The sequence below is a fragment of the Massilia sp. CFBP9026 genome (genome assembly GCF_034045165.1).
Lineage (GTDB): Bacteria > Pseudomonadota > Gammaproteobacteria > Burkholderiales > Burkholderiaceae_D > Telluria > Telluria arenae.
In genome coordinates, this window is sequence record NZ_JAXCWH010000007.1 from 63,092 (window position 1) to 78,500 (window position 15,409).

The 15,409-nt window shown below is 67.7% G+C and carries 12 protein-coding genes; 6 read left to right on the forward strand and 6 right to left on the reverse strand.

What is annotated here, in order from left to right; all coding sequences use genetic code 11:
- Positions 1-15: 15 nt before the first annotated feature.
- From fahA to SOM28_RS17740, 3 genes are all read left to right on the forward strand, one after another.
- On the forward strand, positions 16-1,329 hold the full coding sequence (fahA, locus tag SOM28_RS17730) for a fumarylacetoacetase (RefSeq protein ID WP_320468910.1): 1,314 nt from the start codon (positions 16-18) through the stop codon (positions 1,327-1,329).
- 362 nt (positions 1,330-1,691) lie between these two features.
- Positions 1,692-2,513: a VOC family protein gene (locus tag SOM28_RS17735; protein WP_320468911.1), complete on the forward strand. Its 822-nt coding sequence runs from the start codon at positions 1,692-1,694 to the stop codon at positions 2,511-2,513.
- A gap of 85 nt (positions 2,514-2,598) precedes the next feature.
- Positions 2,599-4,659: a TonB-dependent receptor gene (locus tag SOM28_RS17740; protein ID WP_320468912.1), complete on the forward strand. Its 2,061-nt coding sequence runs from the start codon at positions 2,599-2,601 to the stop codon at positions 4,657-4,659.
- A 174-nt stretch (positions 4,660-4,833) separates the two neighbouring features.
- Here the strand turns inward: SOM28_RS17740 and SOM28_RS17745 are convergent, their stop codons facing one another.
- The 5 genes from SOM28_RS17745 to SOM28_RS17765 form a co-directional block, all read right to left on the reverse strand.
- Positions 4,834-5,472 carry a superoxide dismutase gene (locus tag SOM28_RS17745; protein WP_123072219.1) on the reverse strand — a complete coding sequence of 213 codons (639 nt, stop codon included), beginning with the start codon at positions 5,470-5,472 and terminating at the stop codon, positions 4,834-4,836.
- A 225-nt stretch (positions 5,473-5,697) separates the two neighbouring features.
- On the reverse strand, positions 5,698-6,024 hold the full coding sequence (locus SOM28_RS17750) for a DUF3325 family protein (RefSeq protein WP_320468913.1): 327 nt from the start codon (positions 6,022-6,024) through the stop codon (positions 5,698-5,700).
- Positions 6,017-7,696, reverse strand: a complete 1,680-nt coding sequence (locus tag SOM28_RS17755; protein ID WP_320468914.1) for a PepSY-associated TM helix domain-containing protein — start codon at positions 7,694-7,696, stop codon at positions 6,017-6,019. The genes SOM28_RS17750 and SOM28_RS17755 overlap by 8 nt, the downstream gene beginning before the upstream one ends.
- 1 nt (position 7,697) lies before the next feature.
- The gene (locus SOM28_RS17760; protein ID WP_123071521.1) at positions 7,698-8,006 is read right to left on the reverse strand and encodes an iron uptake protein; all 309 of its coding nucleotides are present in this window, start codon (positions 8,004-8,006) and stop codon (positions 7,698-7,700) included.
- A 182-nt stretch (positions 8,007-8,188) separates the two neighbouring features.
- Positions 8,189-8,734, reverse strand: coding sequence for a nuclear transport factor 2 family protein (locus SOM28_RS17765; RefSeq protein ID WP_229415075.1), 546 nt, complete (start codon positions 8,732-8,734; stop codon positions 8,189-8,191).
- A gap of 183 nt (positions 8,735-8,917) precedes the next feature.
- Between SOM28_RS17765 and SOM28_RS17770 the strand changes: the two genes are divergently transcribed.
- Positions 8,918-10,789: a PAS domain S-box protein gene (locus SOM28_RS17770; RefSeq protein ID WP_320468915.1), complete on the forward strand. Its 1,872-nt coding sequence runs from the start codon at positions 8,918-8,920 to the stop codon at positions 10,787-10,789.
- 71 nt (positions 10,790-10,860) lie between these two features.
- On the forward strand, positions 10,861-11,187 hold the full coding sequence (locus SOM28_RS17775) for a hypothetical protein (RefSeq protein ID WP_320468916.1): 327 nt from the start codon (positions 10,861-10,863) through the stop codon (positions 11,185-11,187).
- A gap of 20 nt (positions 11,188-11,207) precedes the next feature.
- Here the strand turns inward: SOM28_RS17775 and SOM28_RS17780 are convergent, their stop codons facing one another.
- Complete coding sequence (locus tag SOM28_RS17780; protein WP_320468917.1) at positions 11,208-12,713, reverse strand: aryl-sulfate sulfotransferase; 1,506 nt, start codon at positions 12,711-12,713, stop codon at positions 11,208-11,210.
- 158 nt (positions 12,714-12,871) lie between these two features.
- On the opposite strand from SOM28_RS17780, the gene SOM28_RS17785 reads away from it, so the two are divergent.
- Positions 12,872-15,352 (forward strand): heavy metal translocating P-type ATPase, encoded by a 2,481-nt coding sequence (locus tag SOM28_RS17785; protein ID WP_414675180.1) that lies wholly within the window; start codon positions 12,872-12,874, stop codon positions 15,350-15,352.
- Positions 15,353-15,409 lie beyond the last annotated feature (57 nt).

The following is a 15,409-nucleotide window of genomic DNA, read 5'->3' on the forward strand; positions in this document are numbered from 1 at the left end:
GCCGAAGGACCCGATATGGACAAGCCACAGCTCGACCGCACGCTGGATCCCGACCTGCGCAGCTGGGTGGCGTCGGCGAACGCCGCGGACACCGACTTCCCGATCCAGAACCTGCCGTTCGGGCGCTTCCGGCGCAAGGGCGAACCGGCCTGGTGCATCGGCGTCGCCATCGGCGACCAGGTGCTCGACCTGCAACGCGCGGGCCTGGCGGCGGACGCCGACATGAATCGCCTGATGGGGCAGGGAAGGGCGGCGCGCGAAGCCCTGCGTCTGGCCGTCTCGCGCGGCCTGGCCGAAGGCAGCGCCAGGCGCGAAGCGTGGCTGGCGCGCGCCGCCGTGGTGGCACAGGCCGAGGTCGAGCTGGGGCTGCCGTGCGCGATCGGCGACTACACCGATTTCTATACCGGCATCCACCATGCGACCACGGTCGGGCGCATGGTCTTTCCCGACAGTCCGCTGGGCGCCAATTACAAGTGGGTGCCGCTGGCCTATCATGGCCGCGCCTCGTCGATCGGCGTCTCCGGCCAGCGTTTCCACCGTCCGCACGGCCAGGCGCTGACCCCGGGCTCGGCTGCCATCGAGCCAGCGTTGGGTCCCTCGTCCTGCGTCGATTTCGAGCTGGAACTGGGCGCCTTCATCGGCAAGCCGAACGCGCCCGGCGCCAGGGTTGCGATCGGCGACGCCGAGGAACACCTGTTCGGCTTCACCCTGCTCAACGACTGGAGCGCGCGCGATATCCAGGCCTGGGAATACCATCCGCTCGGGCCTTTCCTGTCGAAGAGCTTCGCCACCACCATCTCGCCCTGGATCGTCACGCCGGAGGCGCTGGCGCCGTTTCGCGCGCCATCGTCGCGGCCCGAGGGCGACCCCGCGCCGCTGCCGTATCTCGACTCGGCGCGCAACCGCGAGCGTGGCGCGATCGACATCACGCTCGAAGTATGGCTCCAGAGCGCGGCCATGGCGCGCGCCGGCCTGCCGCCCGAACGCCTCATGCGGTCGAACTACCGCGACGCCTACTGGACCGTGGCGCAGATGATCGCCCACCATGCGGTAGGCGGCTGCAACCTGCGCAGCGGCGACCTGCTCGGCACCGGCACCCTGTCCGGACCGCGGCCGGAGCAGGGCGGTTCGCTGCTCGAGCTGGGCGCCGCCGGGCGGCGCTCGCTGGCGCTGTCGAATGGCGAGACGCGCCGCTGGCTTGCGGATGGCGACACCGTGATCCTGCGCGGCTTTTGCGAGCGGCCGGGCTACCGCCGCATCGGTTTCGGCGAATGCGCCGGGACCGTGCTGGCGGCGATGCCGATGGTGCGCGCCTGTGCCGTAGGCTGACCCGTCTCAGCGGCCCGGCTGGCCGCGGGTGCCGGTCCAGACCCGCGCCACCAGATAGGGCGGCGGCGGGAGCGGCCGGCGCCTACACGTCCTTCTTCGGCGAGCAGGCACCCAGCGTCACCATGGCCATCGCCGCATACAGAGCCTTGTTTCGCATGGAAAACTCCCTTGGGTGGTTGTGGTTGACGTCGATCAGGCTAGCAATTTGGTGCAGTTGATTAAAGTTAAGAGTTGTCTATTCTTGTACTGTGGACGCCGGGGCATCTTTACCAGGATGCACGACATTTGACTGGACTCCCTGGGTGCGACGCGGTCCACTGTCCCGACCTACAACCCACTCTTCGAAATGGAAGGAGCAGCCCATGTCCACGCATCACGCACCGACCGATCTCCCCGACGACCCCGTGCGCCGTTCGCTCGTCATGGCCGCCGGCCTCGGGGCCATCGCCGCAGTGCAGGGTACGGCCGCGGCCCAGGGTACAGCGGCGGCGCGCGCCCGCGGCGCGCTGGGCGCCCGGCTGCAGGGCGTGCAGCACTTCGGCATCACCGTGCAGAATATGGACCGCGCCTACGCCTTCTATACCGAGGTGCTGGGCGGCACCGAGAGCATGCGCGACGGCGATTTCCAGGGAGACGTCATCCATAACACCTTGTTGTTGAACGAGGAAATCGATGCCCGGCAGCGCGGGGTGAACCCGGTGTCGCTCTGCGTGCCGGACCTGCGCGGTGGCGCCCAGCGGCTCGACGTGCGCTTCATCCAGTTCGACAACGTCGTGATCGAATTGCTGCAATACCGCGACCGCAGTCAGCCCCAGGGCAGCGGCAACAGCTTCGCGCCGCCGCAAGCCTTTACCAGCCCGGCCTTCCCGAAGTCGATGCATGTGTGCTTCTACGTGCGCGACGACGTCGACTTCAACGAATTCGTGCGTGACCTCGAAGCCGAGGCGGCGCGCCGCGGCATGCACAATGTGAAGGCGAACCGCATCGTCGCCTCGAACAGCGAACAGGACCGGCGCCAGGCGCCGCTCGACACGCTCACCAACCGCATCACGAGCGGCAAGTCGGACGGCTGGTCGCTGATCTACGCCAAGGGGCCGGAAGGCGAGCAGCTCGAATTCGTCCAGGTGCGCGGGCAGGCCAAGCGGGTGTTCGGCGAGGCGCTGCAAGCGCGCTGGCGCGCCTAGGACCAGCGGGGCGCGCGTGGCTTGCGGGAATTATTGAGAATGAGATATCATTATCGAATTCCCGTGATACTCCGAGTCCCCAATAATGAAAATAAAGCTGCTCCCCCTGGCACTGGGCCTGTCCGGCCTCGCGCCCGCCATCTACGCCGCCGACCCCGCCATCGTGATGGGCGAGGTGCGCGTCAGTGCCCAGCGCGACGCCGGCGCGTTGCGCTCGAGCACCGTGCTGACCTCGGTCGACGTGCTTGGCGCCGACAAGATCGAAGACAAGAACGTGAGCAATAGCTGGGAGCTGGTCGGCCAGTTGCCCGGCATCCAGCTCACCGAAACCCGCATGGGCGCCGAGTCGGGCAAGGTGACTTTCCGCGCCTTCAATGGCGAGGGCTATATCAATGGCATCAAGGTGCTGATCGACGGCATTCCGAGCAATGTCAACAGCGGCAACCAGCGCTTCATCGACATGATCTTCCCGCTGGAAGTCGACTATATCGAGGTGGTGCGCGGCACCAACGACCCACGCTACGGCCTGCACAATATTGGCGGCAACATCAATTTTGGCACGCGCCAGGGCGGCAACTACCTCGACGGCCGCTTCACGGTCGGCAGCTTCCATACCCGCGAGGCCCAGCTCGCCTATGGCAAGGAAGCCGATGGTTTTTCGCAGAACTATTTCTTGGCCAAACAGGATACCGACAGCTACCGCCGGAATCACGGCGATTCCGACAAGTACTCAGTCGGCGGCAAGTGGTTCCTGACCTCGAAGGACAAGTCGCTGACTGGCGGCGTGGTCCTGCGCACCTACCGCCACGATGCCGACGAGCCCGGCTTCCTGACGGCCGCCGAACTGGCCCAGGACCGGCGCCAGTCGCCGGCCAAGAATGCCAATGATTTTACCGAGCGCGACATGCACCATGCGAGCGCGCACCTGGACTGGCAGATCTCGCCAAACGCCTTCCTCAGTAACAAGCTGTACTACAACGAGTACAAGGACGACCGCCGCGTCACCTTCACCAGCAACCCGGCCGGCCATGCCCCGCGCCAGCGCCGCCTGTGGGACGAGCAGCAACTCGGCTTCATGAGCACGCTGACCTGGCGCGCCAGCGAGCGCGTGACGGTCGATGGCGGCGTCAACACCGAGCGCCAGGACAATGGCTACAAGCGCCAGCGCTATCTGTACGCGCTGCCGAGCGACTTCAGCACCCCGGCCGCGATCCAGAACGACGACCGCTACAAGCTCAACAACGTCGGCGCCTATGTGCAGGCGGTCATCAAGGCCAGCGACACCCTGAGGATCGTCCCGGGGTACCGCGTCGACCGCTTCACGGGCAGCAGCTCGCTGCCGGGCGTGGTGGCGGCCGGTCAGACCGCCGGCTTGCAGGACTACGGCTGGATCAAGCAGCCCAAGTTCAGCATGGTGTACAGCCCGGCCAAGGACGTGAGCGTGTATGGCAACTGGGGGCGCACCTTCCAGATCCTCACCGGATCGGTCGGACCCGCCTACCTGGTGCCGGGTCAAGGGCCATTCGATGCCTCGATCAATACCGGCAAGGAAGTCGGCATCAAGCTCAAGCCCGGCGCGCGCAGCGACCTGCGCCTGGCGATCTGGCGCCAGGATGCGACCGGCGAAGTGGCGAATATGCCGGCCACCGGCACCACGGTGGGCCTGGGCGAGACGCAGCGCGAAGGCATCGACCTGCAACTGTCGGGCAAGGTCACGGACAAGCTCGAGCTGTGGGCCTCGCATTCGCTGCAAAAGGCCGAGGTGGTGAGCGCCTTTGCCGCCGACGGCGTATCGCTGGCGGGCAAGGAAGTGTTCTCGACGCCGCGCCATATCAGCAACGTCGGCCTCGACTATCACCCATCCGCGCGCTGGCACTTCGGCCTGCAGGGCCGGGCCCAGGGCAATTACTTCATCGATAGCCCGAACGAGCTGGGCAAGTATGGCGGCTTCGTGCTGTTCGACGCCAATGTGCGCTATGCGATCACGCCGCGGGTCAGCGTCGACGTGCAGGTCAAGAACATCGCCGACCGCCGCTATGAATACGCGTGGTACGACAATTTCTTCTGGCCTGCGAATCAGGCGCAGCCGATGTATTCGTCGGGCAATGGCCGCGCGGCCTACGTGTCGCTGAACGTGAAACTGTAGTTCGAGAACTTGCATTCAGCCGGCGAATCGATTCCTTCGCCAGCGTAAAAACGTCGTCCCCGCGCAGGCGGGGACCCAAGTATTCATACGAACCGCTTAACGAGAATTAAGTGGCTACGCATGTAAGCTTGGGTCCCCGCCTGCGCGGGGACGACGCGCTTGATGCAGTGGTTTTTAGCCGACCTGGCTGCCCAGCGCCGCCTCGTAGCGGCGTTCGACTTCGGCCCAGTTGATGATGTTGAAGAAGGCCGCGATATAGTCGGGACGCTTGTTCTGGTATTGCAGGTAATAGGCGTGCTCCCACACGTCCAGGCCCAGGATCGGCGTGCCGCCCGACATGCCGGCGAACTCGCCCATCAGCGGGCTGTCCTGGTTGGCGCTGCTTTCGACCAGCAGCTTGCCGTCCTTGCCCAGGGTCAGCCAGGCCCAGCCGCTACCGAAGCGGGTTTGCGCGGCCTTGGTGAAGGCGTCCTTGAAACGGTCGAAGCCGCCGAGATCGTCCTCGATGGCTTTGGCCACCTTGCCGGAAGGCTCGCCGCCGTCCGGGCTCAGCACGGTCCAGAACAGCGCGTGGTTGGCGTGGCCGCCGCCGTTGTTGCGCACCACGTTCTGGATGTTCTGCGGCAGCGCGCCGATATTGCCGATCAGTTCTTCGACCGGCACCTCGGCCACGCTGGCTTCGGCCAGGGCGTTGTTGACGTTGGTGATATAGGTCTGGTGGTGCTTGGTGTGATGGATTTCCATCGTGCGCGCATCGAAATGCGGCTCGAGGGCATCGTAGGCGTACGGCAGTGGCGGCAGTGCGTAAGGCATGATCATTCTCCGTTCAGATGGTTGGGAACACTGTTCCGGCATGAAACGTTGCACCGGGACCGGTCGGTCCCGCGGTTTGCATGGTCAGGTCGTATTACACAAGCTCAAGCGTACTTGAGGTCAAGTGGAATGCGCGACCCTCTCGATCGCGCCGTCCTGCGACGTGCCATGCGGGCGAAACCGGCAAGAAAGGCGGGGCGCGCGGCCGCGCACCCCAGGGACGACTTACCGGGCGCCTGATCCTGTCCAGAATACCAGCATCCCGAGGATGCTGGCGCGCCAGGTGAGCGTGAAGGCGATCGTGAGTGTGGCGCCGGCCAGCGCCATGAACCATACCAGCACCGCGATCGATGGCGAATCCACCGTCAGGCAGAGGACCAGCGACAGCAGCAGGCTTGCTGCGCCGCCCAGGCGCAGGGTCTTGACCAGAGCCGGGGAGAGCGGTGCCGCACCCCTAGCCTGGGCCCAGTGCACGTCCATCGACAGGGCAAACCAGCCCATGCCGGCCAGGGAGGCCAGCAGGGCCAAAAGCAGGAGCAGCGCGTCAGGCATGACCGGCCTCCAGGCTCACGTTCTTGACCGCCAGCGGGCGCGCTTCGCGCTGGCGCAGCTTGCGCGCGGCCAGCACCGCCAGCGCGGCGCCGGTGAGCATGAACAGGTCGGCGCCGGCCACCGGCCAGTAGCCGGAAGCGATGGTGCGCAGCAGGTGGTCGCCGGTGGTGATCCAGTTGAGCACCGGCGCCGTCACTGCCAGCACCGCCACCGCCAGGCACTGCTCGCGCCAGGCCGGGGCCAGGCGGCCCTCGGCCACGGCGGCGGTGCGCCAGAACGCGTGCGCGCCGGCCACGACCCAACTGCCCCAGAACAGGTATTTCTCCACGGCGCCGCGCAGCGGCCAGCCGGCCGGCATGACGTCAGGCAGCAGGCGGTTGGCGATCAGCATGCACAGGGTGGCCACCAGCATGCCGGTGACGACCGTGACCGACATCGCGTCGACCACGCGCGCGCCGCTCACGCCCTGCTTGGCGTGCTGGCGCTTGCGCTTCTCGACGAAGAAGAACAGGCCGGTGGCGATGCAGGCCGCGCCCGACAGGCCGCCCAGCACGTACAGCCAGCGCAGCAGCCAGTGCTTGAAGTGTTGCAGGTGCAGGCCGGTCAGGAATTCATTGATGCGCGCCACCACGGTCGGCGGCGGATCTTCGCGCAGCAGCTCGCCGGTGGAGGCCTTGAAGTGGATGCCTTCGCCGGTCAGCTGGACGCGGTCGGTGCCGGCGCGGTAGACGCTGACATAGCCGTTGGCGTCGCCGACATGGGTGATGTTCAGGTAGCCGACGTCGCCGGCCATGCCTTTCGCTGCCCAACGGCGCTGGGCTTCGGCCACCATGGCGTCGACCGAGGCGATCGGGGCCGCCACACCGGCACGGTCGTGCGGCAGGCCGGTTTCCTTCGATTCCATCAGTTCGTGGCGGTCGTGCAGCGGGGTCAGCTGGGTATGCGTGACCGGGAAATAAATGTAGGCAAAGATCACCAGGCCGGTGAAAGCGAAGAAGAAGTGGAAGGGCAGGGCCACGACGCCGGTCAGGTTGTGCAGGTCGAGCATGCTGCGCTGGGTGCTCTTCTTCGGCCGGAAGGTGAACAGTTCGCGGAAGATCTTGCGGTGCATGATGACGCCGGTGACCAGGGCCATCAGCATCATGAGGGCCGAGAAGCCCACGATCCAGTAGCCGACGTTTTTCCAGTCGAAGGTCAGGCTGTAGTGCAGGGGATAGAAGAATTCGCTGCCGATCTTGAGGCGGTCCACCGGCAGGGCCTCGCCCGTGCGCGGATCGACAGTGCGGTTGGCCCAGATCGCCGTTTCATGGTCTTTCGCATTCGGCACTTCATAGCCGGCGAACAGCAGCAGCACCGGGTCGCGGTGGGTGGTGTAGGCGCCCCAGCTGCGCGGCGTGTCGAAGTGGGCCGGCAGCGGGCCGTTGGCCAGCGGCGCCGTCATGGCGCGGGCGGCGGCGTCGGGCTGCATTTCCTTGAAGATCGGCGCCAGCATCTTGTCGAACGACGGCATCGGCTGCGGTTCGTAGCGGGTATCGGGGATGGCCCAGCGGTCGATCTCGCGGTCGAACACGGACAGCGAGCCGAAGAAGAACACGACCATCAGCACCAGGCCCAGCGCCAGGCCGAACCAGGTATGCAGCCAGGCCATCGTATGGCGGAAGTTAGGGAACATATCAGACCCCCGACGCGATGATCAGGCTCTGCAGCCACCAGGCCACCGCGCTCATCAGCGCGCCGCCGCCCACCAGCAACAGCGCCACCTTGCGCAATCCCTGGGTGGCGAAGGCCACCAGGAAGGCGGTCAGGAAGACCAGGAAACCGATGATGTAGGACAGGTGCTCGGCATCGTGGAATTCCATGCCGAGGCTGTACAGCAGCGCGATGCCCAGGGCGACGACGCCCCAGGTGAAGGCGTAGCCGCCGAGGATGGCCACCGCGGTGCGCGAGGCGATGTGGCGGGGCGTGAGAGTGAGTGAGGTCATGGTCGCGCTGGTTGGGCGTGGCAGAATGAAAAGCTGTAAATGCGACAGCAAATGATAATCATTCTCATGATAGATGCATCACGTCGCCTTGACAAGCAGTTGCATGGAAATTGAGCGCGTCCGTGGCCGACAGACATCGGCGCCACGCCCGCAGGTCGGAGCGATCGGGAAAGGGCCGCCGTTTAGTGCTGTGTCCGGAGGTCGCGCTGGATCGCAAGCGGGCGGATTTCGGTGGTCTGCTGCATGGTGTTGCGCCATCCTTCCGGCCCCAGCACCCACATGCGTACATAACGTCCGCGCAGTTCGCGCGGCCCGTCGGCACCCTGGGCCGCGGCCCGGAACCGGCCCGTGACCAGCGCCGCCTGGCCGTTGTCGAGCATCCGGATCTCGGAATCGTCGATTTCATAGGAGCGGAACTCGTATTCGTCGCGTGTCAGCAGTTGCAGGAATTCAGTCTTGGTGCGGGCGCGGCCGCGGGTCTCGACGTGGTAATAGTCGCGGCTGATCAGGTCGCGCAGGGTGGCTACATCGCGGCTGGACACTGCCTTGGCGCGCCGTTGCTCGGCCGCGCGCAGGGCCGCGACCTCACGCGCGGCGCCGGCCGTACCTGCAGAGGATGCGGGTCTGGACGTGCCGGACAAGGTGATGTCTTCGGCCGTCGCCGCGGCGGCTGGCTGGTACACGGCGAGGCAGAGCAGGGCGTACGACAGGGAAGGCAGGATTCGCATGGTGGGCAAGTGAATGATCGCTCGCGCAAGTATATAAAGTCTCGCGAGCCGGTATGTAACAAAGTTTTGCAATCTTGCACTGTGGATAGTACCGGGTCCCATGTGCGGGGACTCGGGAGCCTGCTCTGCTACAGTAGCATACGGCCATTCGGCGAACGACCCGGAGATGATTTTCTTGACGCCATGACTGCAGCCGCCCTGCCTCCCGACGAAACCGAGCGTCTCGCGCTGCTGCACGAGCTCGAACTGCTGGACACACCGGCCGAGCCGGTATTCGACCGGGTGGTGCGCCTGGCCAGCCGCCTGCTGGAGGTGCCGATGGCGGCGTTTTCGCTGATCGACGCCGAGCGCCAGTGGTTCAAGTCGCGGGTGGGCGTCGAGGCTGCCGAGACGCCGCGCGCGGATGCGTTCTGCGCCCACACGATCCTGCAGGACGAGCCGCTGGTGGTGCCGGATGCGCGCTGCGACCCGCGCTTTGCCCATAATCCACTCGTCACCGGCGCCCCCGACATCCGCTTTTACGCCGGCGTGCCGGTGCGCTCGAGCGACGGCCTGGCGCTGGGCGCCCTGTGCGCGATCGACGTCGTCCCGCGCCAGCTCGACGCCGAGCAGAAGGCGGTGCTGGTCGACCTGGCCGCCATCATCATGCGCGAAGTGCAGTACCGCGAACGGCTGGCGGCGGCGCGCTCGCGGCTGCAGCACAGCGATGCGGTGCTGGACGCGAGCGAAGAGCGCTTTCGCGCCGTGTTCGAGATCGCCAGCGTCGGCATCGCGCTGACGACGCCGGACGGGCGCTGGATCAGCGTCAACCGGGCGCTGAGCGAGTTGCTCGGCTATACGGCCGACGAGCTGCAGGGGCGCGGTTTTGCCGACGTCACCCACCCGGACGACCGCGCCGAGGACGCGGCCCTGATGGACCGGCTGGCGCGGGGCGAGACCGATTTCCTGCGGCGCCAGAAGCGCTACCTGCGCCGCGACGGCTCGCCGGTCTGGGTCGAGGTCGACGTCAAGCGCAAGCGCGACGCCGCCGGGCGCCCCGAATACGATGTGTCGGTGATCAAGGACATCCATGCACAAAAGCTGGCGGAAGAAGAACTGGCGCGCCTGCACGCCGATCTCGAGCGGCGGGTCGAGGCGCGCACGCGCGAGCTGGGCGAGCGCGAGGAAGAACTGCGCAGCGTGATCGACAATGCCAACGACGCCTACATCAGACTGGATCGCAACGGCCGGGTCACCGCCTGGAACCGCCAGGCCGAGCAGACGTTCGGCTGGAGCGCGAAGGAGGCGCTGGGCCGGCCGCTCGACGCGCTGATCATCCCGGCCGAGCTGGCCGGCGCCCACCGCGGCGGCATGCAGCTCTACCTGCGCACCGGCACCTCCCGCATCCTCGACCGCCGGGTCGAACTGCCGGCGCTGCGGCGCGACGGCAGCCGGCTGACGGTCGAGGTGCGCATTCGCCGTCACGAGGTGCGCGGCGAACCGGTCTTCAGCGCTTTCCTGCACGACGTCACACTGCGCAAGCAGCGCGACGCCCAGCGCGAATACGAGACCCGGCACGACCTGCTGACCGGCCTTCCGAACCGGCGCGCGCTGATGGAGGCGCTGCCGCTGGCGCAGGCACGCGCCGACCGCGCCCAGGGCCGGCTCGGCCTGCTGTTCATCGACCTGGACGGCTTCAAGGCGGTCAACGACCAGCTCGGCCACGACGGCGGCGACGCCTTGCTGCGGGCCATCGCGGCGCGCCTGCGCCAGGCGGTGCGGCGCACCGACAGCGTGTTCCGGCTGGCTGGCGACGAGTTCACGGTGCTGCTCGCGGACCTGGCCGATGGCCTGGGCGATGCGCACCGGGTCGGCCGCAAGCTGGTCGAGGCGGTCTCCATGCCCGTCGAACTGTGCGGCGCGACGGTCCGGGTCGGGGCCAGCATCGGCATCGCCGTCCAGGCGCCCGGGCAGGCGCCCACGCCGGAAGAATTGATCAAGGAAGCCGACCACTGGATGTACGAGGCCAAGAAATCCGGGCGTGGTTGTGTTCTGCCGCTTCCTTCCTCGCCGTAACAGGATTAGGATGGTGAACACGGTATTTGGCCTTTTCCGCCTGCCGGCCACCCAACATCCAGGAGAACACCATGCATACCGCGGATTCACGCGACGCCATCGCGCACAAGGGCACGCTGCGCATCGATCTGTTGCGGGTCGGCCTGGCGACCGCGGTAATCCTGCTGGCGCCGCTGGTCGCCATGCAGTTTACGCACCAGGTGGCGTGGACCGGCTTCGATTTCGCCATCGCCGCACTGCTGGTGTCCGGCGCCGGGCTGGCCTGCCTGCGCACAGCGCGCCGGGTGGCGCACCGGCAGCCGTGGCAGCGGATCGCCGCCGTCGCTGCGGTGGCGCTGGCCGCCGTGTGGCTGTGGCTGGAGCTGGCGGTTGGCGTCTTGTTCAAGCTCGGCAGCTGAGTCCGGCTGCGTGCGACTGCTCAGTGCAGGCGCAGGTCTTCGAGGGGCAAGGGCTGGGCGATGAAGACGGTATTGCAGGCCGTGGTCGGGTAGGCGTAATCGAAGGCCACCTGGCCGGCGCTGTCGACGGCGATCAGCCGCGCCAGCGTGTACTCCTCCAGCGCGGCGTAGGCCACCAGATATTGACCGGCGGCGCCTTCATAGGCGGATGAGCAGACATTCGACAGCAGTTCGCGGTTCGCATCCCAGGTCCAGACTTCACGCGCAGTGCGCGCCGTCTCGTCGATCGCGTAGCGCGACGGCGTGCTGTAGCTGCGGTTTTCGCCCGCTGGGGCGCCCAAGGGCGGGTTGAGACTGGCCATCCCATTGTTGAACATGATGAGTTCGCGGTTGGGTGCAACCGACAGCGTATGCTGGCCGATCGGCGCCTTGCCCTCGGTGACGCGCAGGGCCAGCGCCCGCAGCGACTGGTAGTTGACGTACCAGTGCTTGCTGGTGTCGCCGAGCAGCCAGCGGATCGCGCCCGTCTCGTAGTCGAGCTTGACGACGAAGTTTTCGCGGCTCGAGATCAGCAGCGAATTGTCGTGGGCATCGTAGATGGCCGAGTTCATGTGGAACCAGTCGATGCCGTCGCGCACGAAGTTGTCGGGATCGTCGCCGCCGGCGCGCATCGCCGCGCGGAAGATCTGGCCCAGGTCCCACTCCTTGAGCACCCGCCCCGAGATGTCGATCTCGGCCAGGATCGACTCCACCAGCCGCACGCCGCCGACCAGGGCGTCGAGTTCGGCCAGGAAGCCGGTCTTGCCGCGCGCCAGTTCGTGGTGGAAGTTGGTGTAGCGCGGATCGTCGAGGCGGCTGCTGCGCACGGTGCCGTCGACGTCGACCTGGTGCAGCAGCGGCGCGAGCTGGTCGCCGACATAGAAGGCATCGTCGCCGAACAGCGAGGAGAAGGAGCTGCCGGGCGTGTTGCCGGCCCAGCGCATCTGGCCGTCGCTGTCGAGGATGACCGGCGTCGTGATGCCGTTCTTGATCAGCATGTATTCGACGCCGGGCGAGGCCGCCCCGCGCGCGGTGCGCACCTCGGGCGTGGCATAGACCGTGGCCGGGCCGGTGTAGGGGCCGGTGGCCACCGCCACCTGGGCCACGTGGGTCGATCCGTCGCGAAAGCGCGTCGTGAGCGTGAGTTCGTTGCGGTGGTTGGCGTACAGGCCGAAGACGGGGAGGGCGATGCGCTTGCCGGACGCGTCCCAGGCCGCGCGCCGTCCGAGCCAGGCCTGGTCGTAGGTGACCGCGACCGGCCGCGAATGCGAGCCCGGGCGGCCGGCGATCGTGTAGTGCACGCTGTCGAGGTGGGCGAAATTGTCCAGCGCGTAGCTCAGCTGCGCCACGAAAGGCGTGGCGCCGGCGGACTGGTCGATGGCGCCGATGCCGGCGCGTTCGGCCTGGGACCTGTCGTCGTCGCTGCCGCAGGCGGACAACAGGACGGTCATCAGTATCCATAGCAACAGCGTGGCTGGCGACTTCATGTGTCCTCCCGCGGCTCGGTGCTGAATCCTCGAAGCGAGGCCCGGCTCTAGTTGTATCGCCTTCGGCGGCCCCACGCCTGCGACCGGCGCAAGCCCGTTGTGTGAACTAAATGAAAAACGCTTGACCTTCCCATCGTGGGAAGGACTATCCTCGTGGTATGGATTCGAGGAACAAGCAAATGATCAACACTGTCCTGAACATCGACGGCATGACCTGCGCCTCCTGCGTGGCGCGGGTCGAGGAGGCGCTGCGCGCGGTGCCGGGCGTGAGCGGCGCCAGCGTCAACCTGGCCACCGAAAAGGCCAGCGTGCAGGGCCAGGCCGCGCCGGATGTCCTGGCGGCCGCCGTGCGCGCGGCAGGATACGAGGCGGACATCGCATTGCCAGACGCCACCGGCGCGGCCCCCGTGCGGCGCAGGGAAGCCCGCGGTACGCTGCCGGCCTGGTGGCCGGTGGCCGCCGCCATGCTGCTGAGCCTGCCGCTGGTGCTGCCGATGCTGGCCGCACCGTTCGGTCATGACGTGATGCTGCCGGGCTGGCTGCAGCTGGCCCTGGCCACGCCGGTCCAGTTCTGGCTCGGCGCGCGCTTCTACCGCGCCGGCTGGAAGGCGCTGCGCGCCGGCAGCGGCAATATGGACTTGCTGGTGGCGCTCGGCACCAGCGCCGCCTATGGCCTGTCGGTCTACCTGCTCCTGAGCGCGGGCGCGCACGGCGCCCATGCCGAACCGCATCTGTATTTCGAAACCTCGGCGGTCGTGATCGCCCTGGTCCTGCTCGGCAAGTGGTTGGAAGGCCGCGCCAAGCGCCAGACCCTGGCGGCGCTGGACGCACTGGGGCGCTTGCGGCCCGATGAGGCGCTGGTGCGGCGCGAAGGCAAGGACGTGCGGGTGGCGCTGGCCGAGCTGCGCGTGGGCGAGCTGATGGTGGTCAAGCCCGGTGCGCGGGTGCCGGCCGACGGCGTCGTGGTCGACGGCCGCAGCCACCTGGACGAGTCGCTGCTGACCGGCGAGAGCCTGCCGGTGGCGAAAGAGCCGGGCGAGCGGGTGGCCGGCGGCGCCGTCAATGCCGACGGCCTGCTGCTGGTCGAGGCGACGGCGGTCGGCGCGGCGACCATGCTGTCGCAGATCATCCGCATGGTCGAGGATGCGCAGGCCGTGAAGGCGCCGATCCAGCGCCTGGTGGACCGGGTCAGCGCGGTGTTCGTGCCGGTGGTGCTCGCGATCGCGCTGGCGACCCTGCTGGGCTGGGGTCTGGCCGGCGGCGACTGGCAGGCAGCCCTGCTCAATGCGGTGGCGGTGCTGGTGATCGCCTGCCCCTGCGCGCTGGGACTGGCCACGCCCACCGCGGTCATGGTCGGCACCGGGGCGGCGGCCCGCCACGGCATCCTGATCAAGGACGCCGAGGCGCTCGAGACCGCGCATGCACTGGACGTCGTCGTGTTCGACAAGACCGGCACCCTGACCGAGGGCAAGCCGCAGCTGGTGGCCCACGAGGGCGTCGACCCGGCGCGGCTGCTGGCGCTGGCCGCCAGCGTGCAGGGCGGCAGTTCCCACCCGCTGGCGGGCGCCGTGCTCGAGGAAGCGGCGCGCCAGGGCCTGGCGCCGCCAGCGGCCAGTGCCGCGCGCGCACTGCCGGGCCGCGGCGTCGAGGCCGAGGTCGACGGCGCCACCATCGTGCTCGGCAACCGGCGCCTGATGGAGGAACTCGGCGTGCCGGCGGCGGGTGGCGAGCAACATGAAGCGGCCGGGCGCACCGTGTCGTGGCTGGCCGAGCGCCGGGATGGCCGGCTGCAGGTGCTGGGCCTGTTCGCCTTCGGCGACCGCATCAAGCCGGGCGCACCAAGCGCGATCGCGCGCCTGAAGGAGGCCGGCATCGAGCCGGTCCTGCTCAGCGGCGACAGTCTGGGCGCCGCGCGCACCGTGGCGCAGGCGCTCGGCATCGAGCGCGTGCATGCCGAGGTGCTGCCGGCCGACAAGGCGCTGATCGTCACCGGCTTGCGCCAGGGCGGGCGCAAGGTGGCGATGGTCGGCGACGGCATCAACGACGCGCCGGCCCTGGCCGCGGCCGACGTCGGCATGGCGATGGCGACCGGCACCGACGTCGCCATGCACAGCGCCGGCGTGACCCTGATGCGCGGCGACCCGCGGCTGGTGGCCGACGCCATCGCGGTGTCGCGCCGCACCTACCGCAAGATCCGCCAGAACCTGGGCTGGGCCTTCGTCTATAACGTGATCGGCCTGCCGCTGGCGGCCTTCGGGCTGCTCGATCCGGTGCTGGCCGGCGCCGCGATGGCGCTCAGTTCGGTGAGCGTGGTCGCCAACGCGCTGCTGCTGCGGCGCTGGACGCCGGCCGCGACGGCGCCCGCACGCGCACCCGTATCCGAACCTATTTCAACCGGGGCGGTCCCGCCCCAAACGACAGGAGAAAACACCATGTATGAACTGACCGTGGAAGGCATGAGCTGTAACCACTGCGTGGGCCGCGTCACCAAATCGGTGCAGGCGGTCGACGCCGACGCCAAGGTCGCGATCGACCTCGACAAGGCCAGCGTGCGCATCGACAGCCAGGCCGACCTCGACCGCATCGTGGCGGCCATCGACGGCGCCGGCTATCCGGTCACAGGACGCGCCTCCGCCTAAGGGTTTTTGGTCACGCGGTATCAAATATGGACGATAAGTCATTTAATTCCCTACCTA